The sequence below is a fragment of the Mesorhizobium onobrychidis genome (genome assembly GCF_024707545.1).
In the GTDB taxonomy this organism is placed as follows: Bacteria; Pseudomonadota; Alphaproteobacteria; order Rhizobiales; family Rhizobiaceae; genus Mesorhizobium; species Mesorhizobium onobrychidis.
Map to the genome: position 1 here is coordinate 206,209 of NZ_CP062230.1, position 21,019 is coordinate 227,227.

A 21,019-nucleotide genomic window follows, 5' to 3' on the forward strand; every position below is an offset into this window, starting at 1 on the left:
TTCCATCCTGGTCTCCTCAAAGGCGGGTCATGTCAGACTTCGGGTGCCAAGGTGAAGTCGGCGACAATACTATCGACGTCGTCCGCATCCCCGGACGTCGCGTTCACCCCCATGCCAAAGTGCGCGAATGCTTGCCACGCCGCCTTCCGCGCGAGGTTATGAGCGGCAGGTGGGATGTGGTTTGCGGTACCGAGGTCGTCGAGTGCTCGCAGGATCGCGTCTCGGGCGTCCAGAAAAGTAGGGTTTGCCGGAGTTAATTTCAGTCCGTCGGTCACCATCCGCCACGCCAAGCGGTAGCCCTGCTGATCGTTCCCGAGCGCGGTGCGCAGCTTCCGGGTCATCATCATCAGGGTAGCGCACCACACTTCCCCGATATCATGGACCTCGGGGAAGTTCGACAGGTCCCCATAGTTGAAAGGGTACGAGTCATCATACGGAGCTCGGCGAATACCTGCAGGGTTGCTGACCACCCAATCTCCTGTTACTGTCTTCTCATGTGTACGGAAGTAGTTCTGAACTGTTAGGGCATAGTAATCGCTCCACCCTTCTCCCATGCCGCCGCTTTGGAGTTTGTCCAACGAGTGCCCGTTCAGCCTTCCGCCTACCAGACGGTTGGTCAGACCGTGGACATACTCGTGGAACACCACGTCTGCGTCGAGGGCGGTGTGATTGCCGGTCGACACAACTAGGCCCATATTCATCAACGGCGGCAGCCCATCGGGACCGGTGGACATGTTGGCAGTCCCATTTACGGCGCCGCTGTGAGCCCTCGCCCGGACCGGATCCTTGTCCGAACCAGTGTGAGTAAAATTCACCTGCTGGAAGTTCCCACTCGCCTCATCGAACCCGAGGATAACCAGGAAGTCGTGCATATAGCTGCAGAAGTAGAAAATGTTGAGCAGCTTTTGCTCGTCTCCGGTGGGACTGGCGGGCTCGAACAATATCACTCCATTTTGAGAACTTCCGGTTAAAGTGCTAGTTGTGAAGTTAAGTGTCGCGCGAGTTGTGTTGCCGATGGTTTCATTGACGTCGACCCAGTCAGTCGGGAACCCCGTTACCGGGCTGCTTGGCATTATAGGGTAGTCGGCCAGTGGACGAGGGAACTCGATCAGCCGGCGGTCCGCAACCCCAGGGCTGAATTCGAACACACTGCCGCGCGCGGAGGCGTGGCGCATCGTGCCCTTGCAATAAAGAATTTCGCCCTTGGTATTGTCCGCCGCTACGATCATCGCATACTGATCGGAATACCCCGGGAAAGTGAAGACCGCGTGCCACGCTAGCCGCGCCAACCCGGGTTGGTTGAAAATGAGTAGGTATGCGGGGATCGGGTTTTCAAACGGACCCTTGTCCAGCACTGCTGCCCGGGATGGGAGCGGAAACCCGGCTATGACTTCGGGCTTGAAGTCTTTTACGTCGATAGTTGGGAGCTGGGCTTCCTGTCCGTACGCGTCTCGTACTTTTCCCCCACTTCCCGTCGAGGCCAAGTGCGTAGCCATCGCCAGAACCGCATCCTCGACGGCTAACTTCGGCTCGACATCCACCCCGTCAGGAATAGCGGCAGTATCTCCTGTCGCATCAACGACCTGGCCGGAAGGGCTAAATCGGACGGCGCGGGACATTTGGAATACCGTCAGGCCGCGATATTGTTGCTTCAAGTGAACTGCCGCAGCGCCGGAGCTAGTCCGCTGGATGACCGGATCGGGAACGAACTCGGCTGGGGACCCCGCCGCAAATCCGAGATTCGTCGATTGCGATCTGGCGAACGTGAGAGCTCGCTCAATCAGGGACTTGTCCGTTGGAGTTGAGCCGGGTCCAGAAACGACGGCCGGCGACCCGGTGAGCGCATTTGTCCGGCTTTGAAGAGGACGGCCACCCGCGGACAGTTCGCCAGGCGGGGTCGAAATGGTTTGACTGCCAGATCGTTTCCGAGTGTCGAGTTCGCGTGTCACAGGCATGGTTCGCTCCTTTGTTGTAAGGAAAGCTCGGTTAGGTGAAGTTGCGCCGGGAACTTGCCAAGCCGAGACCCAGGCCGCGGCACCGACCGCACGTGCAATATCTGCAGCAAACGTTTCGTCTATGGCTGTATCACCAGGTCGATGGTAGTTCGGATTATCCTCCGGTGATGGCGCATCCGTTCCAGGGCCGACGAAGAAATCCTCGGACACTACTATGGCTGGGTAGCCCTGGGCATGGAACGCTGCATGGTCGCTGCGCCCGGCGGCCGGATCTCCTACGGGTTTTGATCCACTGTGATAGATCTGCGCTACAGGAAGATCTGGTGAAACTTGCGTCGCAACCACTTGAACTAGGTCGGCGAGCCGCCGCGACAGAGCCTCAACCGGAGGAGAGAACTCGAAACCGGCATGCGCCTCCCAGCTCCGAGGAGATTTCTTATTGTAGCCGATCATATCCATTTGCCAGACGGCGGCGATTGCTTCTCCGCGGCTCTTGGACCGACGAGCATACGCCTGGCTTCCAATCAGTCCTTGTTCCTCAGCGTTGAACAACACGAACCGGACTGTTCGGGCCGGTCGTCCGGTCGATGCGAGTGCGGCAAACCGCCCGGCTATGGCGAGCACCCCGGCGATCCCGCTGGCATCGTCGTCGGCACCTGGCGCCGGGTCAGAACTCGGCGAATAAGGCTCATGGAACGCGGCGGTAGAATCCAGATGCGCGGTCACGAACACCAATTCCGGCGATTCGCCAGTTAGCTCAGCTTCGACGTTGAAAAGTTCTAAGCCTACGTGAGTGAACCGATGAAGCTTTACTTGAAATCGGCCTTGCCCGGCGGTCTCCAGATCGGTCGCGAGCTGGGCTATCGCCCGTGCATTGTCAGAGTGCCGGATATGGCGGCTCGTGACCGAAGCCCCGACCGCCCCGTCCAATGCGGCGGCCCCACTGTACCGCTTGACGATGCCAAGAATTTCAACCGGGGTGATTGTCGCAAGCGATGCTGCAGCAGTCGGAATTACCGCAGGGATCTCAGGAGCGAACCCACTCGGCGGAGCCGTAGAAGGGACCGTTTCCCACAACAGAGGATCAGCAGCGAGTTTCAGATTGTGCCCATGCCGCGCTCCGTGAAAATGGAAAGTGTCTAATTCCGCGATAGTTTCCGGCGGGAAGGCCGCGATCACCCCTTCAGGTGTGGCCGAAACGATCAGTCCCTCCATTCCAGCGGCACCGAATACCCGGGCTGCTTCCCCCGCGGTAGAAAGGAAACCCGACCTCTCGGCGACATCGTCTCGGAGCAAATAAAGATCGGTCGTCAAAGGAAGGTTCGGGTCGCCGAGGAACTCAACTCCGAAACGCATGTTCACCAGTTCCAACGCGACCCGTTGGCTTGTCAGGCCGTAGACGACTGTGCCGCCACGCCCAAACATTTGCATCGGTAGAAATGCCCGCTTCTGCAGTTCCTCGCGCCAAGGCGCGGTTGTGTGAGCAAGCTGGATGTTAATCCGCACGAAACGGAGCGGTTGTCCTGCCAGCACTTCACCAACCAGTAGGGGATGAGGGCAAACTCGCCACCCGGCGGACACGGCGACCTGCCGTTCACCGGCGTCTTCGCCGACGAACAAGTTCCGGGCAGGAGAAGCTTTTAGACGGGCTCGCTGGGCGGCCCGCCGAAAGATTTCTGGATGGTTCTTAGTAACAGAAGTGCCGTCTTCGAGCGGTGGTTCGTCACCACTGTACACAATGAGCTCAGGGTTAAAGTGAGCGAGCAGTCCAGTTGGTTCAATCACGCCGTTGATCGCCGGCCCCTTCTCTGGGCCTGTGTTTGAGATCACCCCCAGCTTCAATCCACGGGCCTTCAAATCTGAGAGGACCCCCGGGGCATACGGAAACACGTCAAATCCAGTGAGGCGCGGCGGCCAACCGCCAACAACTGCCGTCCCAAGAGTGTCTCCGAGATCGAAGAAAATCGCTGCAATGCTCGAATCTGGCATGAGACACCTCCAATTGCTCGACGCTCTTAAACCTGCCCCGGCTCTATCTTGTCTTTTCGCTTCAAGGATCTCTAAATTGAACGTTCGGCTAGTCCGGTAACCATGGCTGAATTCAAACGTCCCTGTAGTCGGCCACGCTGGATATCACCACGCCACCTTGTGCAAAGTCGGAAGCAGATCGGATGCCCGCCTCGGCGGGATCGATAAAGTCGGGCGGGGCAGCGCCAGGTTCGCTGAGATTCCAGTCGGCATCGAAGAGCTTTGCAAAATAGCCGCCGATACCCGCGTGCTCGAGCAGCAGGCTGGCTTCGCGGTTGGACACCAGGCCGGTCGTCGACCAATTCTGCGAGCCGAGCAGCACCTTCTTCTCGTCGACGACAATCAGCTTGTTGTGGCAGTGGACGAAATGGCGCAGCGAAAGATACCGATAGTTGGTATCGAACAAGAATTCAAAATCGTCCATGGCCTTCAGGAATTTTACTTTCTTGTCTCCATCGAGAAACTTTTTCGAGACGATGATACGCACGTCCAGACTAGGATGATCGGCGCGCGCTTCGGCGATTTGCTGAAGGAGCTCCTCGACCGCGGTTTGGCCGCCGCGAATATATTGTTGCTCGATCCTGACGCTGTGCCGCGCCGATCTGAGCAGAGCCTTGACCGTCTTATGGAAGTTCTCGGGCGTGACGACTGGGGTGACGTCGATCGGCGTATCCGGCGTGACGGTGATGCTGGAGAACAGCCTGGTCGGGACCTCCGGCGGCGCCGCCTCGAAGAAGATGTCGCTGGCCGGTGTGGCCGCCGCCGGCGCATCGGGCGGAACCGCGTCCGGCGGCTGCCCTTGCGCGAGCCGCATGTCGCGGGCGACAAGGCCGGCGAAGAAGGCGGCGAGCTCGCGCGATTCGACCGCCAGTCCCATGTCGCGATTGCCGGGCTCGAACGCGCCTATTACCACGCCGTCGCCCTCGTTGAATGGAATGCTGTTTTCCGACCAGTTGCCGCTCTGGATCATGACGATCTCGCCATCGACCACGATGATCTTCTCGTGCGCGTTGCCGAAATAGGCCACGGGATTTCCGGACGAGCTGGACGGTGCCTTGACGCAGTTCGCGCCGAGCCTGGTCAGATCGTCCAGCACCTCACGCTCGTCGGCGGAATTGGTGTCGAGCATCAGCGACAGCGTGACGCCGCGCCGCATCGCGCGCTTCAGGTGCTCCATCATGTAGGCGGCGCTGAAGTCGTAGATGCCGACGACGAGCGACGCGGTCGCGCTGTCGATCAGCTTCTTGGTGACTGCATAGGTGGAGTCCGGCGACGCATAGGCCATGACCCTGCCGGAGACGGGCCGCGCAATGAAGTCCGAGTCGGGCAATCGTGGATAGGGCAGCAAGGCCGGCGGGGCGGCGCCTTCGTCGGGCGGGGCGGCCTCAAGGTCTGCGCGAAGCCGCTCGGGCAGCGCCTCGAACACGGCGCGTTGGGCGGCTGCCTCGTCCGGGCGCAGATCATAGGCCGCGGCTCGGCGGGAGGGCAGCGCTTGCGCGGCAACCGCCACCGCCGCCGCAGGTGGGGCGGCGCCCTCGCTCCAACAGCCGTTGAAAGGTTGAACCGTGCTCTGGCCGATGCGGGTCGCGACTCCCTCCAGTTTGATGGTGATGAAGTCCGTAATCTGCGCGCCGAACTGTATCGCCCGGCCGTCGATTTTGATGTCGCCAACGACATATCCGCGCTCGGGCGGAACCTCGTAGCTCGCCCGCACGAAATGCTCGTCGCGGCCGCGCGTGAAGCGCCAGAAGTCGCGTGCATTGGCGCCGTCGGGCGTCGCCCAGCCGACCGGATTGAACTGATGCAGATAGAGCCCGACTGGGTTGTTCAGCGTGACGTCGGCGAGCCGCCTCGCCTGCGCATTGACTTGCTCCCCAATGAACGGATCGCTGTTGCGCTCCGGCTCGCCGAAACGCGAGCACCTGATCAGTCCCTGGGCGTCGGTGACGTCCTGACCGTCACGTCTGCGGCGGATGGTTGCGGCTGCGCCGAGCTCGATTTCCGCCCTGAGCGTATTGGCGCCCTGGACCAGATGGACGATGCCGCCGCTGGTCAAGTTGTTGAACCGGTTCCTGCGTTGATAGCTTCCGCCGACAAAGAGATCCTCGCGCCGCACCGTGGGCGAGACAAGCTCGCGATAGAGTGCTACGACCTTGTCTGGATCTTGGCTGGCGAGGAACTCCCAGTATTCGGGGGCTTCGCAAGTGAAATCGACCCGCACGATCTTGCCGGTCGCGGGATCGCGGACAACGCTCCATTCGCAATATTCGTCCTGGACGTCGCGGCTGGCATCGGCCCGGCGCCAGCGCTGCATGTCGCTCAAGGAATTGATGCGGACCTGACGCGGAAACGCGTTCCAGGAAATCACCGCCACTTCGACGTCGCCGGCGGGCGGATTGGCGAGCGGATTGAAGAACTGGTTGCGCGGCCCGTCATTGGCGTCGGGATTTCCCTCTCGCGCCGCGTCGAGCCAACCGGAGACTAACTGGCTCCAGTCCTCCTTGCCGGCTGAATCGAGGTCATCGACAAATCCGGGCGGATCGAACAAGTTCATGAAATCTCTCCTTGGGGCGGTTGAGTTTCGTCGGGTTCGGATGGGTGAAGAGGTTCCGCGCGGCCGAGCGCCGTCATACGCAGCGGCGCGGCGGTCGGCGCGATGTTGCTGCGCGGCGTGGTTAGGGCGAATTCCGCCAGCGGCTTGCGGCGAAAGCGCCGCCGCCGGTACTCGGCGAGGCGGAACCAGCCGTCCCATGTCTCGGGATCGGCCATGCCGCTCTTCAAGTGCCTGAGATATACGGCAATGCGTTGCCTGAAGGTGGCATCGAAATTGTCCGTGTCGTAGTTCGACAGAAACTCCCGCTCAGGACTGTCGGCTCGGTTGGCCTGATGGTCTGCGGCCGCGCGCACGGCTGCCACGAATTCCGACTCCAGCGCTTCTGCGGCATTCGGTCCCCGAGCGAGAGTCGGCACATGGCGAAGCAGGGCTGCGCGCCGAGGCGAGAACACCGGATTGGGGAAATCCGTCATCGTGAGCGCGGCGACGAGGCGTCTCGTCAGCAAACCCGCCTGCACAAGCGCATCGATGAGGTGAGTGTCCTCGAAGGCTGGTTCGGGCGTCAGGAACGCGAAGTGCGAGTCCCCTTCGATCCTCAGCGCGCCGTCGGAGCGATGAATGTCATAACGTGCGAGACATTCGCGATAGAGCCGGCCCGGAACCGAGATGTCAGCGTCGGACGGATCATTGGGCTCCAGCCCTAGCGTTCCGAAGAGCGTGTCGCTGTTGAGAAAGAACGTCAGCGGGGGCCTGAGCGGCGTGGTGTCGTCGATGAGATGGCTCGCGGTTTGCGAGGTGGCGAGATTCACCGTCGTGTCCGTCACCGCCTGGCGCAGGAAATGGCGAACGTCGCGCCAGGTGCCGTCGGCATCGACCGCCCGGGCGATGCGCGCGGCATTCCAGCGGCGTACACCCGGCCGGGCAACCTCCGCCTCCATGCGTTCGGCGCTCACGCGGCCCATGAACAGCGGATCGTTGCGCAGGGGATCATCGGGCGCCAACGCGTTTTCGTTGATGCCGGCCTGCGGCGCGTGCCAATGGACCCACGGGGTGCGCAGCTCCTTCATGACGGTCGCGCCGTTGACATGGCTGTCGAAGGGTCCCTTGCCGCGCGTGCCGGTCTGCAGCGCATGGGTCGACATTCCCGCCCAGAAGTAGGTGCCAGCCAGCCGCTCGTAGAAATGGAAGACCTTGTTCGTGTCGTCCCAGCCGATGACCTGCAGAAATGCTTGGTCCGCAGCAGAATCGGCCACCGTGCTCGAGGAAACAAGCAGCGTGAAGTCGCCTTTGCCGCGCGCGATCACAAAGCGGAACCCGCGCCGAAGCTCTTCGGTTTGCGGCGTCCACGGGATGTGCCCGCCGTCCGCGACCAGAAAGACCAGCTGCTGCGGGAGCTCGTCGGCCGTGCCGGCGATTGCATCGAAGGCCGCAATCAGCAGCCGTGTCGTCAATGGAAACGGCTTGCCCGAGCGCAGCAGTCGGCCGAAAGGATCGTCCAGTCGGCCGAGTTCCGTGGCGTCCATCGGTCGCGGTTCGACGTCGATCCCACCGACGCGGCGGTAAAGCACATTGGCCAGAGCCGGCACTACGTCGGGAGCCGCGGCCATAGGCACCGCACGCTTGCGGTAAGGGTAGCTGCGCGTCGGGAAACGCTGCTCCTCCCGAAGGACCGTCAAGGTAAACCCCTCCTCCCGTCAGCCTATCAAAAGTTCCCCCCGCAGGTTGGCGCCAGGCCTATGAAAGAAGGGCCTCTACGCCACCTGCCCACGATGGACCGCAACAGCGACAGGATCGTCCGGTCCGATAAACCCCGCCAGATGGATGTTCGACCCGGCCTTCATGGGCAGCGTCAGCGTGGCCTTGCCTGCCGCGTCCGGATTGAGATTGACGTTCCCCTCGGGCCTGTCCTCGACGTAAAAATCCAGCCTAGTCAGTCCGACTGTGTTGATCGTCACCAGGCGAAAGCCCGGCTGGGCGGGATCGGCGGGGCCTATAGCGACGCCGATCTCTCGACGCGGTTCCTTCGAGAGGAGTTCCGCCGCGCGGGCGAGCAACTCTCGATCGCCGTCCATGACATCGGCGCGGGTGGGTCTGTGTACCTCATCGGGGACGACACCGAAATCTTCGAGCAATGCTCCTGCGCGCGGTCCGACTCTCAGGCACTGTCGTATGGCTACGCGCATGCTGGCTTCGTTGGGCAGCGGCCTCAGGCCCCAGCCCGTCGGCAGGACAAGGTTCAGGAGCCAGTGCTCCCAGACATTCGCCCCGCCCGCGCCCGTATTAGTGGCAATGCCCAGGATCTTGCCGACGCGGTGGTCCTGAAACCCGGCCGCGAACATGTCCGTTGCGGAATAGCAATTGCCGTCGACCACCAACACGACGGGCCCGTAATAGCGCTGCCCGATCGCATTGGCGCTGGCCGGATCCGTCAGCGGGAAGGCATGAGAGTACAGGGCACCCGTCTCGACCGCCTCCTCAAGTGATGGGCGCCATTGATCGAGCGGAATCTGCGAACCGGCCGGGTTGTTGCGCGACAGATCAAGCGTGCCGGGCGTCACGACGAACTGCAGGCGTTCAGGTTCGATTCTTGTGGGCGTGAGCGTCTGGAGCACCCGTTCCGCCGCCGGGATGCTGCCGCCGCCATTGCCTCGCACGTCGAGGATCAATCCGCTTGCCGGCGTGCTGGCGAGCAACCGGATGAACTCCGCAACGAAGCCGTCGGGATCTTCGACGTAGAATGTCCTGATCTGGATATGGCCGTAGGTCACGCCGCCAATGTCGATGGTGCGAGCCCGGAACGCCACGTTCCAGGGCGCTCTGACGCTGATCTCCTGGCCGGTTTGATTTTCGTGCAGTGACTCGGGCGACGCGCTGGCAAAGAAGCCTGCGCCCGCGACCTCATCGCCGAAGTTGGCGCTCTGCAGGTTCCGCAAGGCCTCCGAATCGAAAATGATCTGTCGCGCCTCCCGCACCGCGTCCGCCGAAGTGTCGAGGCCCAGCACCGCCGCCAGCGCGAGGTTTCGCGACACCGTCGCTGGGGCTACGGCGGCTGCCGCCAGTTGCGGCGCCTCCGGCGGAGCCACCATGGCGGCCGGTTGATCGAAGATGATGCTCTTCGATCGCGCCACGCTGTGTCGGCTGAAATCCACAGACGAATTCGCCGCGAAGGAGACTGCCTCGGGCGTCGGCTGCGGAGATTGCGGCTGAATTTGCGCAGGCGGCGACGACACGGCCGCCTTGTCGGAGCCGGCGGACGTGGTCGGCGAATAGCGGACCAGCCATTGCTGCCGCATCTGCTGTCGCTTTGACAAATCCTGGGGGTCGCCGCCTCGCGGCAGAAATTCTATGTCGACGAAATCGGCATCCGGCGGCAGGGCGGTATTCATGGGCCGGATCGTCAGCGAACTGACCCCCCGGGCGTGGCGCGCCGCGTCGTTGCTCCCGGCGGTCTGATCGGCGTTTGCGCGTACGGCGCGCTCGATCGCCATTCCGTTCCAGTAAAAGAGTTCGCTGCCCGGCCCGAATTCGGGAGCGGCGAATTGATGGCCGGTCAGCACACGCGTCACCAAGTACCTCCGCACGCCGTTCTCGTAAAACGGGGCGACCTCGAAAGGCAGGTAGGCGATATAGTCGCGGTAGGGACGCGGAAGCTGATAGTTCGTATGGAGGTCGCGTACCGAGTTGAAAACTTGAGTTAGGGTATTGTGAAACGCCAGTTCGTCCTGTTCGCCGGCAGGAATATTGCTCTCCTGCAGCAGCCGGCGCTGGAGCACGCGAAGTCGCTGGATCGGGCGCACCGCGTGGATGGCTTCCTTCAGCGGGCGATGGACGTAGAAATTGTCGAGCATCTGGATTGCCTGCCCGACGATCAGAATACGATCCTGCTGCGTAAGGGTGCCCTCGACGCTTTCGCGAAAGCTCCGAAGCGTCTTGTCGCCAGCCGGAAGGTGCTCGCCGGACGCCGCGTCGGCAACAATCGGAGTTTCGGCCACTGTCTCCCAGCTGATCGGCCCGCCGGTGTTCTTGGGCAGCACCAACTGGCTCTGGCGACGATTGATGCCGTGGACCTGCTTCGTTCTCGGCGGCTCAGCCACCTTCAGTCCCGCCGGCGTCCGCAGTGCCTCCCCAGGCTGGCCAAGGCTGCGGCGACGCAGGGCCTCGGCCACTGCTGCCTCGGCGTTGAGGAACGTGCCGATCGGCTTGCCGGGATCCTCAACCAGCGTCGAGCCCGTTCCGGAAAGAATATCCCGGACGTCGCCATGCGTGAGATCAGGATTGACTGACAGCATCAAGGCGACGGTGCCGGCGACTTTCGGCGTCGCGCCAGAAGTGCCGCCGAAGCCGTTGCGGTAAGACGAGTCCGACGCATGACCGCACGTCAGGTCGTGGTTCAAGTCCCCGGGCGCCGAGACCACGACGCGGCTGCCGTAGTTGCTAAAGAAAGCGCGCTTGTTGGACGTGGCATCGAATGCGGTCGCTCCGACGAGGATCGAGCCGGTCGGATCGAACGGCTCGTTGGAATCGGTCCTGTCGGCCGGGCGATTGCCGTTCCCTGCGGCCACGCAGACGACGCAGCCGTCGGCGATCGCGGCCCGGATCGCCCTATGCACAGACGGGATCTGCTCGAAATTGCCACCGAGCACGGTCTGGATCTCGACGATCACTACTTTGCGCCGGTTCGGCGTGACGGTGCGGCGAACAAAGTCGATCGCCTCGGCCCACGGCTCCTCGAAAACCGGCGGGCTCGGACCGCTGTCGCCCTGGACTGCCCAGAGCATAGCTTCAGGCGCGTAGCCGGCCATGCCGACGCCGTCAGCGCGCGCTCCAGCTATGCCGAGCACTGCGGTTCCGTGCGCCGCGTGTGATCCTTGCGTAACGTCTGCGCCGCCGTCCACTGCATTGTAGGTGCGATCAATGGCCGCCGAAAATTCTTGGTGGGATGTGCGGAACCCCCAGTCGATGTCTGCCACGATGACATTCGCGCCGCGGGAATACTGCCAGGCCTCCGGCACGCGGGTGCGGTGCAGATACCACTGCGATTCCAGTCCGGTCGCAGGATCCGGCTGCAGCGGCCCTTCGCCGATCTGGGGATCAATCGGCACGGGCTCCGACAGGGCAAGCATAGGAGGCGCGGCCTTCGGCACGATGACCGCCTTGTTGACCTCCGGCAGCCGCTTGAGCGCTGTCATCACCTCGGATGGAGGCGTGCCTGGCGGAAAGTGCAGCCGGAGGAAGCTCGACAGCGGTGGCAGGCGCTCGAGCGCACTCGCCTGCTCGGCCGATGCGGAGCTGGCCGATGCAGCGCGAAGCGCATCAAGACGCGCCTGCTCTGCCTGAACCTGCGCTCCGGTAAACACTGGGCGCGCCTCGCGCAATCCGTACTGACGCAGCACGCCACGCATCGCTACGTCGGAAGGCGCGGCGCCGGCAGTGTCAGCCAGATAGCCTGCGGTGTTGGCCGCAAGTGCGGAACCGATCGCGTTTGCGTTCGGCGCCAATTCAACTTCGACGACGAGATCTCCCTCTGGCGCGGGCGGGCGACCGGCGGCAGCGCCAGATAAACCTTCGCCCACGCCGGCCGGTATGAACGGCGACCCCGTGTCGACGGTATCCAGCACTGTCGTATCAGGCGTCGCGGCCTGCGTGCGCTTCGATCCCCGCGTCTTCGGTTTCTTGCCCATTTAATTGCAGCGTTTTCGCCACCCCTAAGGCGTTATGAATACTTAATTTTTTCACCGCCGATGGGGCATTTACTAGCCCACGTCGACACACGCCTTCAAAAATACAATACTATCCGCCGAATTTGTTCAACTGGTATCTGACAAATTTTTCTTTGCTCGTCGCACTCGAATGGGTGGCGATCGAGAGAGTTGGCAGCCCGCCTACACGCCTGTTGCTCGATTCACTCCAGGGGCTGTTGCGCTCCAGGCGACGGGACCATTTCGCGCTAGCACCAGATAAGGTAATCCCGGCGAGTTCGAAAACACTATTTATTCATGGTTTGTTCCAAAGCTCCAGACGCAGCCTGGCGTTCGCTGAGCGCAGAACATCGCGGTGGGCTCAGCAGAATTGACCCAAATTGCTCCGCTGTCGTCGCCCTGTTGCCTGACATAAGATGGAGGTTGCGCTGTCCCTGATTTGTAAGGGACAGCAGCAGGTAGGAGCGGGGACCAACCCAAGCCCCCGCCTGGGTCCTGGCTGCTACTGCCGTCACTCTAGCGACTTTCAATTGTTGTCGTCTCTAGCAGGACATCGTCGACGATGAATTTCAAATCGTCGTAGCAGCGCTCTTCGGCGTATCCGGCCACGGTGCAGAATCGGATGTAAGTGGACAAAGAGCCGCGCGAGCGCAATCACCTACGAATTCCGCAAATATTCGTTCAACTGATATCGGGCGACACGCTCAGCAGTTCCAGAGGCCGAGGCAGTGAGAGCCTTTTCGAGAAAGCGTACGATTGTATCTTCATAGTGCCGACGAGCGGACGACATAAAGTCAAAGGGTTCCTGGTATTTGTGCTCTTCGTCCAAAGTGTAAAAAAGCACGCGAACCTCGCCACTGGTTTGCACCTCGAAATGCATGAAGCGAACGGTCGGACATCCGTTTTTTCTTTCACTCAAGTTTCTAAGTGCAATGTGCGCCTCAACAAACAGTGGCGGCGTACAAGCCTCCGGTGGCAACGTTGACAGAACCACTTCCTCGCACTGATCGTCCGGAGTAACTCCTTCTGTGCCACCAAGCTGGGGGCTAACCTCTGCCACCACGTCGCTAATATCTTTCAAGACGAGATTCCATTTCTCCAACATGGACGCCGTGCGTTGCGCCGCCTCATTGAGCGGCTTCGGGTCTTCCTTCGACGATCCTCTGCGCTGTAGGGCGTCACGAAGTCGTTTCTGGTTCTCAAGGTCCACAAGCATGACTTTCTTTATGGCTCACCTCCGTAGGAGGCGCAAAGCCCGATAAACCGACATCCACCCGATGACCGGTCTTTGTTGAGCCGAGACTGTTACAAAAGGACGGGGTCGGCAAGAGCAAACCGCCGTGGTGAGCGTCCACCTGCTCCAAGCTCGGCGACACCGAAGTTTGTTGCGTGCCGGAAACTCCAATTTAGCCCTCCTCAAGACGCACTTCTCCCTTGGTTTTCGCTGGTACGCCATGACAACCGAGCCGCTCACGCAGGCGCTGGTGGGGTGGGGTTTTGCGGTGAAGCGATTTGTGATTCAAGCTCTGAATGTGGAGCGAGCAGAGCCGCGGGCGAATGGCCCAGATCGCCAAGAAGACCAAGCGCTACCCATCCGATTTGACGGACGAGGAATGGGAGCAGATCGCTCCGCTAATGCCCAAGCCTGGGCGCCGCGGCCGTCCGCGCGAGGTTGAATTCCGGGAGGTGATCAACGCCGTGCGCTACCTGGTCCGTTCCGGTTGCGGTTGGCGGATGGTGCCGATCCATTTCGGGCCGTGGCAGACGGTCTACGGCTGGTTCCGCGAGTTGGCGCGGCGTTTTCTGTTCCAAACCATCCACGACATGGCGCTGATGCTGGATCGCGAGCGGGCTGGGCGCGAGGCCAGTCCCACGGCTGGCGTGATCGACAGCCAGTCGGTCAAGGCTCCGCAAGCTGAAACAAGGGGTTACGACGCCGGCAAGAAGATTGTCGGCGCAAGCGACACATTGCCGTCGATACGGATGGGCGGCTCTTGATGGTCAACCTCACCACCGCCGACATCTCCGACAGTGCCGGGGCTCAGGCGGTCCTGGACGGCATCCGCAAGCGTTGCCCCCTGGGTGAAGCATCTGTTCGCCGGCAGCGCCTATGACCGGCTGAAGCTCATGGACAAAGCCGCCTATCTCGACTTCGTCGTCGAGATCATCCGCCGATCCGACCAGAAGGGCTTCCAGGTCCTGCCCCGTCGCTGGGTCGTCGAGCGCACCTTCGGATGGATGACGCGCTGGCGACGCCTCGTGCGCGATTATGAACAGCGCATCGACGTCTCTCACGCCATGATCCTCGTCGCCATGGGTGGAAACATGATCCGACGAAATGCCCATCCTGATTTTCAAAACGGACTCTTAGAGCAACCAATTGCCCCCAGCCCATAAAGGGGAGGCCCGATCCCCTCCCGCCTAGCAAACACCGGTTTGGTTACCCGCACCGTTGTCTTGCTTACGTCCATGTATCCGAAATGGTATCACGCGCGCAGTGCGCAAGGGAGGGACTTGGGATCGAAAACACGCTGAGAGCCAAGCAAACGGCCCTGTTAGGCTCCGAACCGGTTTTGTCTGCTACCGATGGTAGTGCAATTGTTGCGCCATTTTGGCTATTCAGGTTATGGTTCTGCAAATCACTCGGAATCAATGATTCCGGGCCACGCAATCTAGCGCTTACGACGGAGAAAATAGACCGACCAGAAAAAGAAAAACCGCCCCGAAACGAATCCCGGAAGCGGTTTGCGAATAAATCAATTTAGCCAAGACCTTGTCGCAAACCTCCCTTCCTCTGTCAACCTGAAAAACGCCGTTTCGGTGAACGGGATTGCTTTGCCTGGTCTCCAACAAAAAGGAGACGAGAATGGGAGAAACTGTGCCACTGAAGCTGCCGATCGGCCGCAGAGTGACGCCCCAGCGCACTGAATACCGGCGACTGTCAGAGTCAGCCGAGATGGGATCGGTGACACGCGGGCAGCTTGCCGTGCTCGCGCACAACCTGCCTTGCACGGGCTTGATTAACGCGAGCGAAAGCCATCTTCTGGTCACGTTGGTCAACACGGCGTCGCCTGAGGCCTTTGACAAAGACGGGCGGCCGATCATCTTCAAGTCCAACCAGCAGCTCGCCTTCGAGATCAATCGCTCGGTCGGACGGGTCAGTCGCATGCTGTCGAACCTCTTCGACGCCGGGCTCGTCACCATGCAGGACAGCGGCAATTACAAGCGCTATCCGCACCGCAACGCCGACGGTCTGATTGTCGACGGTTGCGGCATCGATATGCGCATTCTGATTGTTCGTTACCGCGAGCTCGATGGGCTGGTACGGCAGGCGAAAGCCGAGAAAGCAGCCGCAAGCGCTGCGCTGCGCCGTTATCGTGGGGCGCTGCGCAATCTCCGGTACGCTTTGGCAACCGCCACCGGACTCTCAGAGCGCGCCCGATCACGGCTTGAGGCGCGACTTGAGCGGGTCGTTGCGGTTGTCGGTATTGCCGCAAAGGCGTCGAGCGCAGTTTTGCGCCGCGCTACGGCGCTGTTCGAGTGGCTCATCGAACGAGCCCTGCAGCTCTGCCGTCGTTCGGAATCCGCGTTGGTGACAGAAAATTCGGCAAGCGCGAATGCCGAAAACGACATGCACAGACAGATTACAAACCCTGATCCTATTGTGAACAGTAACGAGAATCGGCGTTCGGCTCACGCCGAACAACTCAGTTTGCTAGAGGCTGGGTCTGCCAGCCAATGGGCTTATGAAGCAAGCCTGGGGGGCGGCTCGCGCCAAGTCAACGAACCGAAGCACCCGCCACAGGCGCTTGTGGCGTTGCAGGACTTGGTGCGGGCGATACCGGCGCTAGACACCTACGGCTTTGCCCTGCCCCATACGTGGGCCGAATTGGCGCGAATCGTGCCCCAAATGTGCCGAATTGCTGGAATTTCCGACGATGCGCGCCGCCGCGCGGTCGACCAAATGGGCGAGCAGCAGGCGGCCGTGGCGGTCGCGGTGACGCTGCAGAAGTTCGACCGGCAAGAAGTTACCTCGCCGGGCGGCTATTTGCGGGCCATGACAGAGCGCGCGGCCGCCGGCGAGCTTCATCTTGCCCGGTCAGTGTTCCGGCTCTTGGCGCGCAACATGACGGAGGCGTTGAATTGAGGTTCCGAGCGGCATTGGCGGCTGCGGTCGCGATAGTTTGCATCGGCGTCGGCGCAGCCGCGGCCGATCCAGCCACCTGGTCCGGCACTGTCCGGGTGATCGACGGAGACACGATCAGCGTGCGCCAGCAGCGCATCCGGATCGCGGCGATCGACGCTTGCGAGCTCGGCCAGACAGGCCTTCGCAATGGCAAGGTCTGGCAATGTGGCATTGAGGGCCGGGCCTTTCTTCGGCGAATGATCGATGGGAAACACGTCAGCTGCCGGATCATCGACCGCGATCGGTATCGCCGCCGGGTGGGGCACTGCTTCTACAAGGAAACCGATGTCGGGCTGGCGATGGTCCGCGCCGGGCTTGCCGAGTCGATGCTTCGATATCTGCCGTCGTCCCATCCGATCAACCTGGTCGAGTATGGCGATGCCGAGAACAGCGCCCGAGACCGAAGGCTTGGGCTCTGGTCGGCCGAGATCGAAAGTCCGCATCTCTACCGGCGCGCTAAAAAGCCTCCAGCTCATTGACCTGGCATATATCCAAATAGGCGCTATAAATTGGCATAAGCGGTGAAGCAGTTTGCTTCTCGATTTCTGCGTTAAGTGGCAGTAACCCGTTGTAACGGCGCAAATTGTGAATAGAATAGGGTCACTTCTTGCCGCTTCAGGCCGTCACCGATCCGGAAGCAGATAGCCAATGATGTTCATCCCTCACCCCTCCATGGCGGTTGCTTTTGACGCTCGTTCGCACGTCGACGGGGCTTGCGCAAATCCGGGGTCCGCAAAAATTTCCCCGCCTGCGGCTTCCTCGCGCAGCAAATTTTTCCGGCCACCGGCTTCCTCCGCTGTGCTTCGGCCTGCGGTGCGCACCGCTTTCTGCCGTGCCCGTGAACAATCGTCGCAACCACCAAAGAGGAGTGACTGACATGACCACCACCAACTTCATCCAGTTCGACACCGACGACCTGGACGCCGCCAAGGGCAACGGCCTTATCTCCACCATCGATCGCGACCTGGACATCCACGTTGTCCCGTTCGACTCGAGCAACGAGAAAGCCCCGACTCACCGCGTCTATGCCAAATCCCCGCGCGGCTATGACATCGAGGTCGGCGGCATCTGGAAGAAGACCAGCGAGGCGAAGAAGCCCTACTACACGCTGTCGATCAAGCGTCTCGGCTTCAACGCCAATCTCGGCCGCTTCCCCGGCCAGGACGATCCTACCCTGCAGGCGATCATCGAATGGGATCCCCGCGATTGATTGACGTGAAGCGCCCGGCCCTGAGCCGGGCGCATCCCTTCACAGGTCGATAAATGCCGCAAACCGCTCGATTTTCGGCGGTTTTTCTGCTAAAGTTTTTTGCCATTGGAGATCTGTTGATGAACATTCATTCGACCCGTCCCGACCGCTCGCCGGAGGCCGTTGTCCGGCGTCGCAAGGCGACGGATCAGGCTCGCGCGGCCAATATCCGGCAGGGCTACACCCACGATCCGGTGCTGGAGGAAGCGACGGCGGCCTATGTCGCCGGCGACATCACCCGCGAAGAGTATCGCCTGCTCGTCGTGCGTCCGGCGAAACGGGCGTAATCGAGACTCCCAACCTCTAGAGGCGAAGGCCGCCTGCCCTACGCAGGCGGTTTTTTTTGTTGACCTTGCCCATGTCCGACAGCCCTGCCCAAGGTTCTTATTTCTATCCGAACACGTCGGACGATCCCGATCGCACCGATGTGCTGCGTAATAAGTTCGGCATCGAGACTCATTCCGAACTCCGCATCGAAGAATACCGCGCCACGGCTTTCCGCATGGCGGAAATTGCCGAAGGCGACGGCCCGCAAGGGCAATTCGACAAGGCGCATCTTAAGGCTATTCACGGCCATATCTTTCAGGACGTCTATGAATGGGCCGGGCACGCGCGCAATGAAAGCCCGATCGTGGACGGGCAGCGCGTGGAGCCGATCGGTGGCCTCTCCAAAGGCGGCACGGCATTCCTGCACGGCTCCCGCATCGAGATGGGGCTCGACGAGGCGTTGAAGGCTATCCGTGATCCAGACGTTTTGCGCAATTCAACGCCAGAGCAGTTTGCCGAGCGTGCGGGCCAGGTCATGGCCGAGCTCAATTATGTACATCCCTTTCGCGAGGGCAACGGACGCACCCAGGAGGCGTTCATTGCCGAGCTTGGCCGTCACTACGGCCATGAGGTCGATTTCACCGTCATCACCAAGCCGCGCATGATCGAGGCGTCGATCGAAACCACGAACGACCCGTCAAGCGCTGCCATGAAACATGTGCTCGAGGACGCGGTAGACCCGAATCGCCGCGAAGCCCTTCGCGCCGCGTTGTCCGACCTCGAGGTGCGCGGCGAGGTACCGTTTGAACACAACGTTCGCACAGCCCGCCCAGGCGAAGAAGTGACCGGCCAGGTGCTCGGGCACGACGACCGTGTCGCCAGCATCGTCTCGGACGAACGGATCATCGCCGTCGATCGCGCAGACCTCCCGGAGCGACTGCCCGATGATGAAGCGGAAATCACCTTCACCGCCCGATCCGACTTTTCCCGCCTTGGCCGTGAGCCACAGGCCATCGAGGCGCCCGTGCAAGCCGAACGCGCCGAAGCGACCCGGCAAGACACGCCTCCTGCCGAGCGGAAGGCCATCGAGACGGATATCGCGGCGCAGCGGGCTCGCGAGCGCGATAGCGATGACCGCGAACGGTGACAGCGTCCGCAGGCGGCAAGCCTCTCAGCAACAGTAGTTGACCGGCCAGGCGTGATCGATGCGGCCGGCCGCCTCAATCCGTCGGGTGATTTGACGGACAAGCTACGATAGCCCCTCCCCCATGCAACCGCTGTCGCGGTCCTCCTCTCCGTTGCGGCCCCTTCGGGGTGCATGAGCTCGTTTCGGCTATCTCCGGTCTTTGCCGTCAACCAACGGATGGAGACGGCCATGACGAGCATCAAGGACACCTACCAGCGCATCACGGACACCATTGTCGAGCAGCTTGAAGCCGGCACCAAACCCTGGATCCGCCCCTGGCGCGGCAATGCCCGCCGAAGCTCGATCATCCCGCGCCGCGCGACCGGCGAGGCCTACCGCGGCATCAACGTCATCATGCTGTGGGTCGCAGGCCAGACGTTCGGCTACGAGGAAAACACCTGGATGACCTACCGGCAGGCCCAGGACTTCGGTGGTCAGGTCCGCAAGGGCGAAAAAGGCACCCTTGTCGTTAAGTACGGCACGTTCACTCCGAAGGATAACGAAGACGACGAAGACCGCGCGATTCCATATCTGAAGGGCTACACCGTCTTCAATGTTGAGCAGATCGAGGACATGCCGGACAGGTTCTTCAGCCCGGCCGAGGAGCTGCCGGACAATCCGGTTCCGCACATCGAGACCGTCGAACGGTTCGTCCAGAACACCGGCGCAAGCGTCAGCTACGGTGGCACCAAAGCTTGCTACCGGCCCAGCATCGACGACATCCTCATGCCTGACCGCGGGCGTTTCGACAGCGAGGTGCACCTTTACTCAACTTTGCTACACGAGGTTTCGCATTGGTCCGGCGCAAAGCATCGCCTGGACCGCGATCTGACGGGCAGGTTCGGCAGTGAAGGCTATGCCGTCGAGGAGCTCGTTGCGGAGCTCGCGGCGTCGTTTCTGTGTGCCGACTTGGGCGTGGCGCATGATCCGCGCGGCAACACAGCCGCTTATCTGGCGAGCTGGCTCGCTGTCCTGAAGAATGACAAGAGGGCCATCATTACGGCCGCTGCGAAGGCGCAGGTCGCTGCCGACTGGATGCACGCTCAGCAGTTGCATGTAAGCCAGCCTGAGCTGCAGGGCGCGTCGCAATTGGCGCCCTGCACCGACTCATTGGCGTATGCAGCGGGCGTTGAGGCTCGAACCATAATGCAATAATGCGCATCGCGAGCAGGCTCCGGGGCGGCGGCCCTTCTTAATCACGATGCGAAGCTCATGTGCCAAAGCAGGTACGTCACCGCCTCGGATCAGTTGGGAACCGGGCGCGATTGGCGCCCTCGGCTCCGTTAATTGATCCCCGACCCCGGAGGAAGTTGCCGATCTTGACAGCATGACATTAGCGTATACTAATATTATCTGTGAGCAGCGGCCCGCCCCGCGTTGCCCGCCACAAATCGGGGCCCAACCCGATCGGCCCGCGCTCTCCGCCCGAGGCGCGGGCTTGTTTTCGAAAAACAGTCGGACATGCTGCAATCGTCATTGCAGGACAACATTCCCGGATGGGGTGATCGACACGGCGCCATCCCCCTGCCCTGCCCTGGATCCGAAAGCTTCGGTGGTGTGTCTTCTTGGCAAACGCAAAGTTTCACGTGAACTCGTCTTCCCCTAAGTGGAAGGGGTGAGCAGCACCCGTGACGGCTTCCCGCACGGCATGATGATCGGCGATATACTTGCGAAGACTAACTGACGGCTGCAGAAAGCAGGAAATTTGTCCGCTGACAAAATCGGCAAATTGTGTAGCCTATTCAATTGCATGAATCGGATCACGTGATTCCGCTGCCGCGAGGCCGTTAACCTTTTGTTAACTTAAAATTTCTTGCCGGATCGAACGAATCGGACATAATGACGCTTGCTTAGCGTCTTTGCGCCAAAAATCGTTTTTAGAGAGTGTCGATCTA

Annotated in this window: 11 protein-coding genes and 1 pseudogene; 7 read left to right on the forward strand and 5 right to left on the reverse strand. The window is 61.3% G+C overall.

Features of this window, described 5'->3' with window-relative positions; genetic code table 11:
* Positions 1 to 32 precede the first annotated feature (32 nt).
* The 5 genes from IHQ72_RS36790 to IHQ72_RS36810 all read right to left on the reverse strand — a co-directional run bounded on the left by IHQ72_RS36790 (position 33) and on the right by IHQ72_RS36810 (position 13,452).
* Entirely contained in the window at positions 33 to 3,944 is a 3,912-nt protein-coding gene (locus IHQ72_RS36790) for a M20/M25/M40 family metallo-hydrolase (protein ID WP_258124208.1), read from the reverse strand.
* Between the two features lie 112 nt (positions 3,945 to 4,056).
* Positions 4,057 to 6,537, reverse strand: a complete 2,481-nt coding sequence (locus IHQ72_RS36795) for a phospholipase D-like domain-containing protein (protein WP_258124210.1) — start codon at positions 6,535 to 6,537, stop codon at positions 4,057 to 4,059.
* Positions 6,534 to 8,213, reverse strand: coding sequence for a hypothetical protein (locus tag IHQ72_RS36800; protein WP_258124212.1), 1,680 nt, complete (start codon positions 8,211 to 8,213; stop codon positions 6,534 to 6,536). The genes IHQ72_RS36795 and IHQ72_RS36800 overlap by 4 nt, the downstream gene beginning before the upstream one ends.
* A 75-nt stretch (positions 8,214 to 8,288) precedes the next feature.
* A complete protein-coding gene (locus tag IHQ72_RS36805) occupies positions 8,289 to 12,218 on the reverse strand; it encodes a S8 family serine peptidase (protein WP_258124215.1) in 3,930 nt (1,309 codons plus the stop codon).
* 676 nt (positions 12,219 to 12,894) lie between these two features.
* On the reverse strand, positions 12,895 to 13,452 hold the full coding sequence (locus IHQ72_RS36810) for a hypothetical protein (protein ID WP_258124217.1): 558 nt from the start codon (positions 13,450 to 13,452) through the stop codon (positions 12,895 to 12,897).
* 314 nt (positions 13,453 to 13,766) lie between these two features.
* On the opposite strand from IHQ72_RS36810, the pseudogene IHQ72_RS36815 reads away from it, so the two are divergent.
* The 7 genes and pseudogenes from IHQ72_RS36815 to IHQ72_RS36845 all read left to right on the forward strand — a co-directional run bounded on the left by IHQ72_RS36815 (position 13,767) and on the right by IHQ72_RS36845 (position 20,279).
* A pseudogene (locus IHQ72_RS36815) lies at positions 13,767 to 14,633 on the forward strand (IS5 family transposase).
* 469 nt (positions 14,634 to 15,102) lie between these two features.
* Entirely contained in the window at positions 15,103 to 16,383 is a 1,281-nt protein-coding gene (repC, locus tag IHQ72_RS36820; RefSeq protein ID WP_258124218.1) for a plasmid replication protein RepC, read from the forward strand.
* Complete coding sequence (locus tag IHQ72_RS36825) at positions 16,380 to 16,901, forward strand: thermonuclease family protein (protein ID WP_258124219.1); 522 nt, start codon at positions 16,380 to 16,382, stop codon at positions 16,899 to 16,901. Before repC ends, IHQ72_RS36825 begins: the two co-directional genes overlap by 4 nt.
* Before the next feature lie 398 nt (positions 16,902 to 17,299).
* Positions 17,300 to 17,632: a DUF736 family protein gene (locus IHQ72_RS36830; protein ID WP_258124220.1), complete on the forward strand. Its 333-nt coding sequence runs from the start codon at positions 17,300 to 17,302 to the stop codon at positions 17,630 to 17,632.
* 119 nt (positions 17,633 to 17,751) lie between these two features.
* Entirely contained in the window at positions 17,752 to 17,958 is a 207-nt protein-coding gene (locus tag IHQ72_RS36835; RefSeq protein WP_258124221.1) for an antitoxin VbhA family protein, read from the forward strand.
* A 71-nt stretch (positions 17,959 to 18,029) separates the two neighbouring features.
* Positions 18,030 to 19,085 carry a Fic/DOC family protein gene (locus IHQ72_RS36840; RefSeq protein WP_258124222.1) on the forward strand — a complete coding sequence of 352 codons (1,056 nt, stop codon included), beginning with the start codon at positions 18,030 to 18,032 and terminating at the stop codon, positions 19,083 to 19,085.
* 228 nt (positions 19,086 to 19,313) lie between these two features.
* The gene (locus IHQ72_RS36845) at positions 19,314 to 20,279 is read left to right on the forward strand and encodes an ArdC family protein (RefSeq protein ID WP_258124223.1); all 966 of its coding nucleotides are present in this window, start codon (positions 19,314 to 19,316) and stop codon (positions 20,277 to 20,279) included.
* Positions 20,280 to 21,019: the final 740 nt, after the last annotated feature.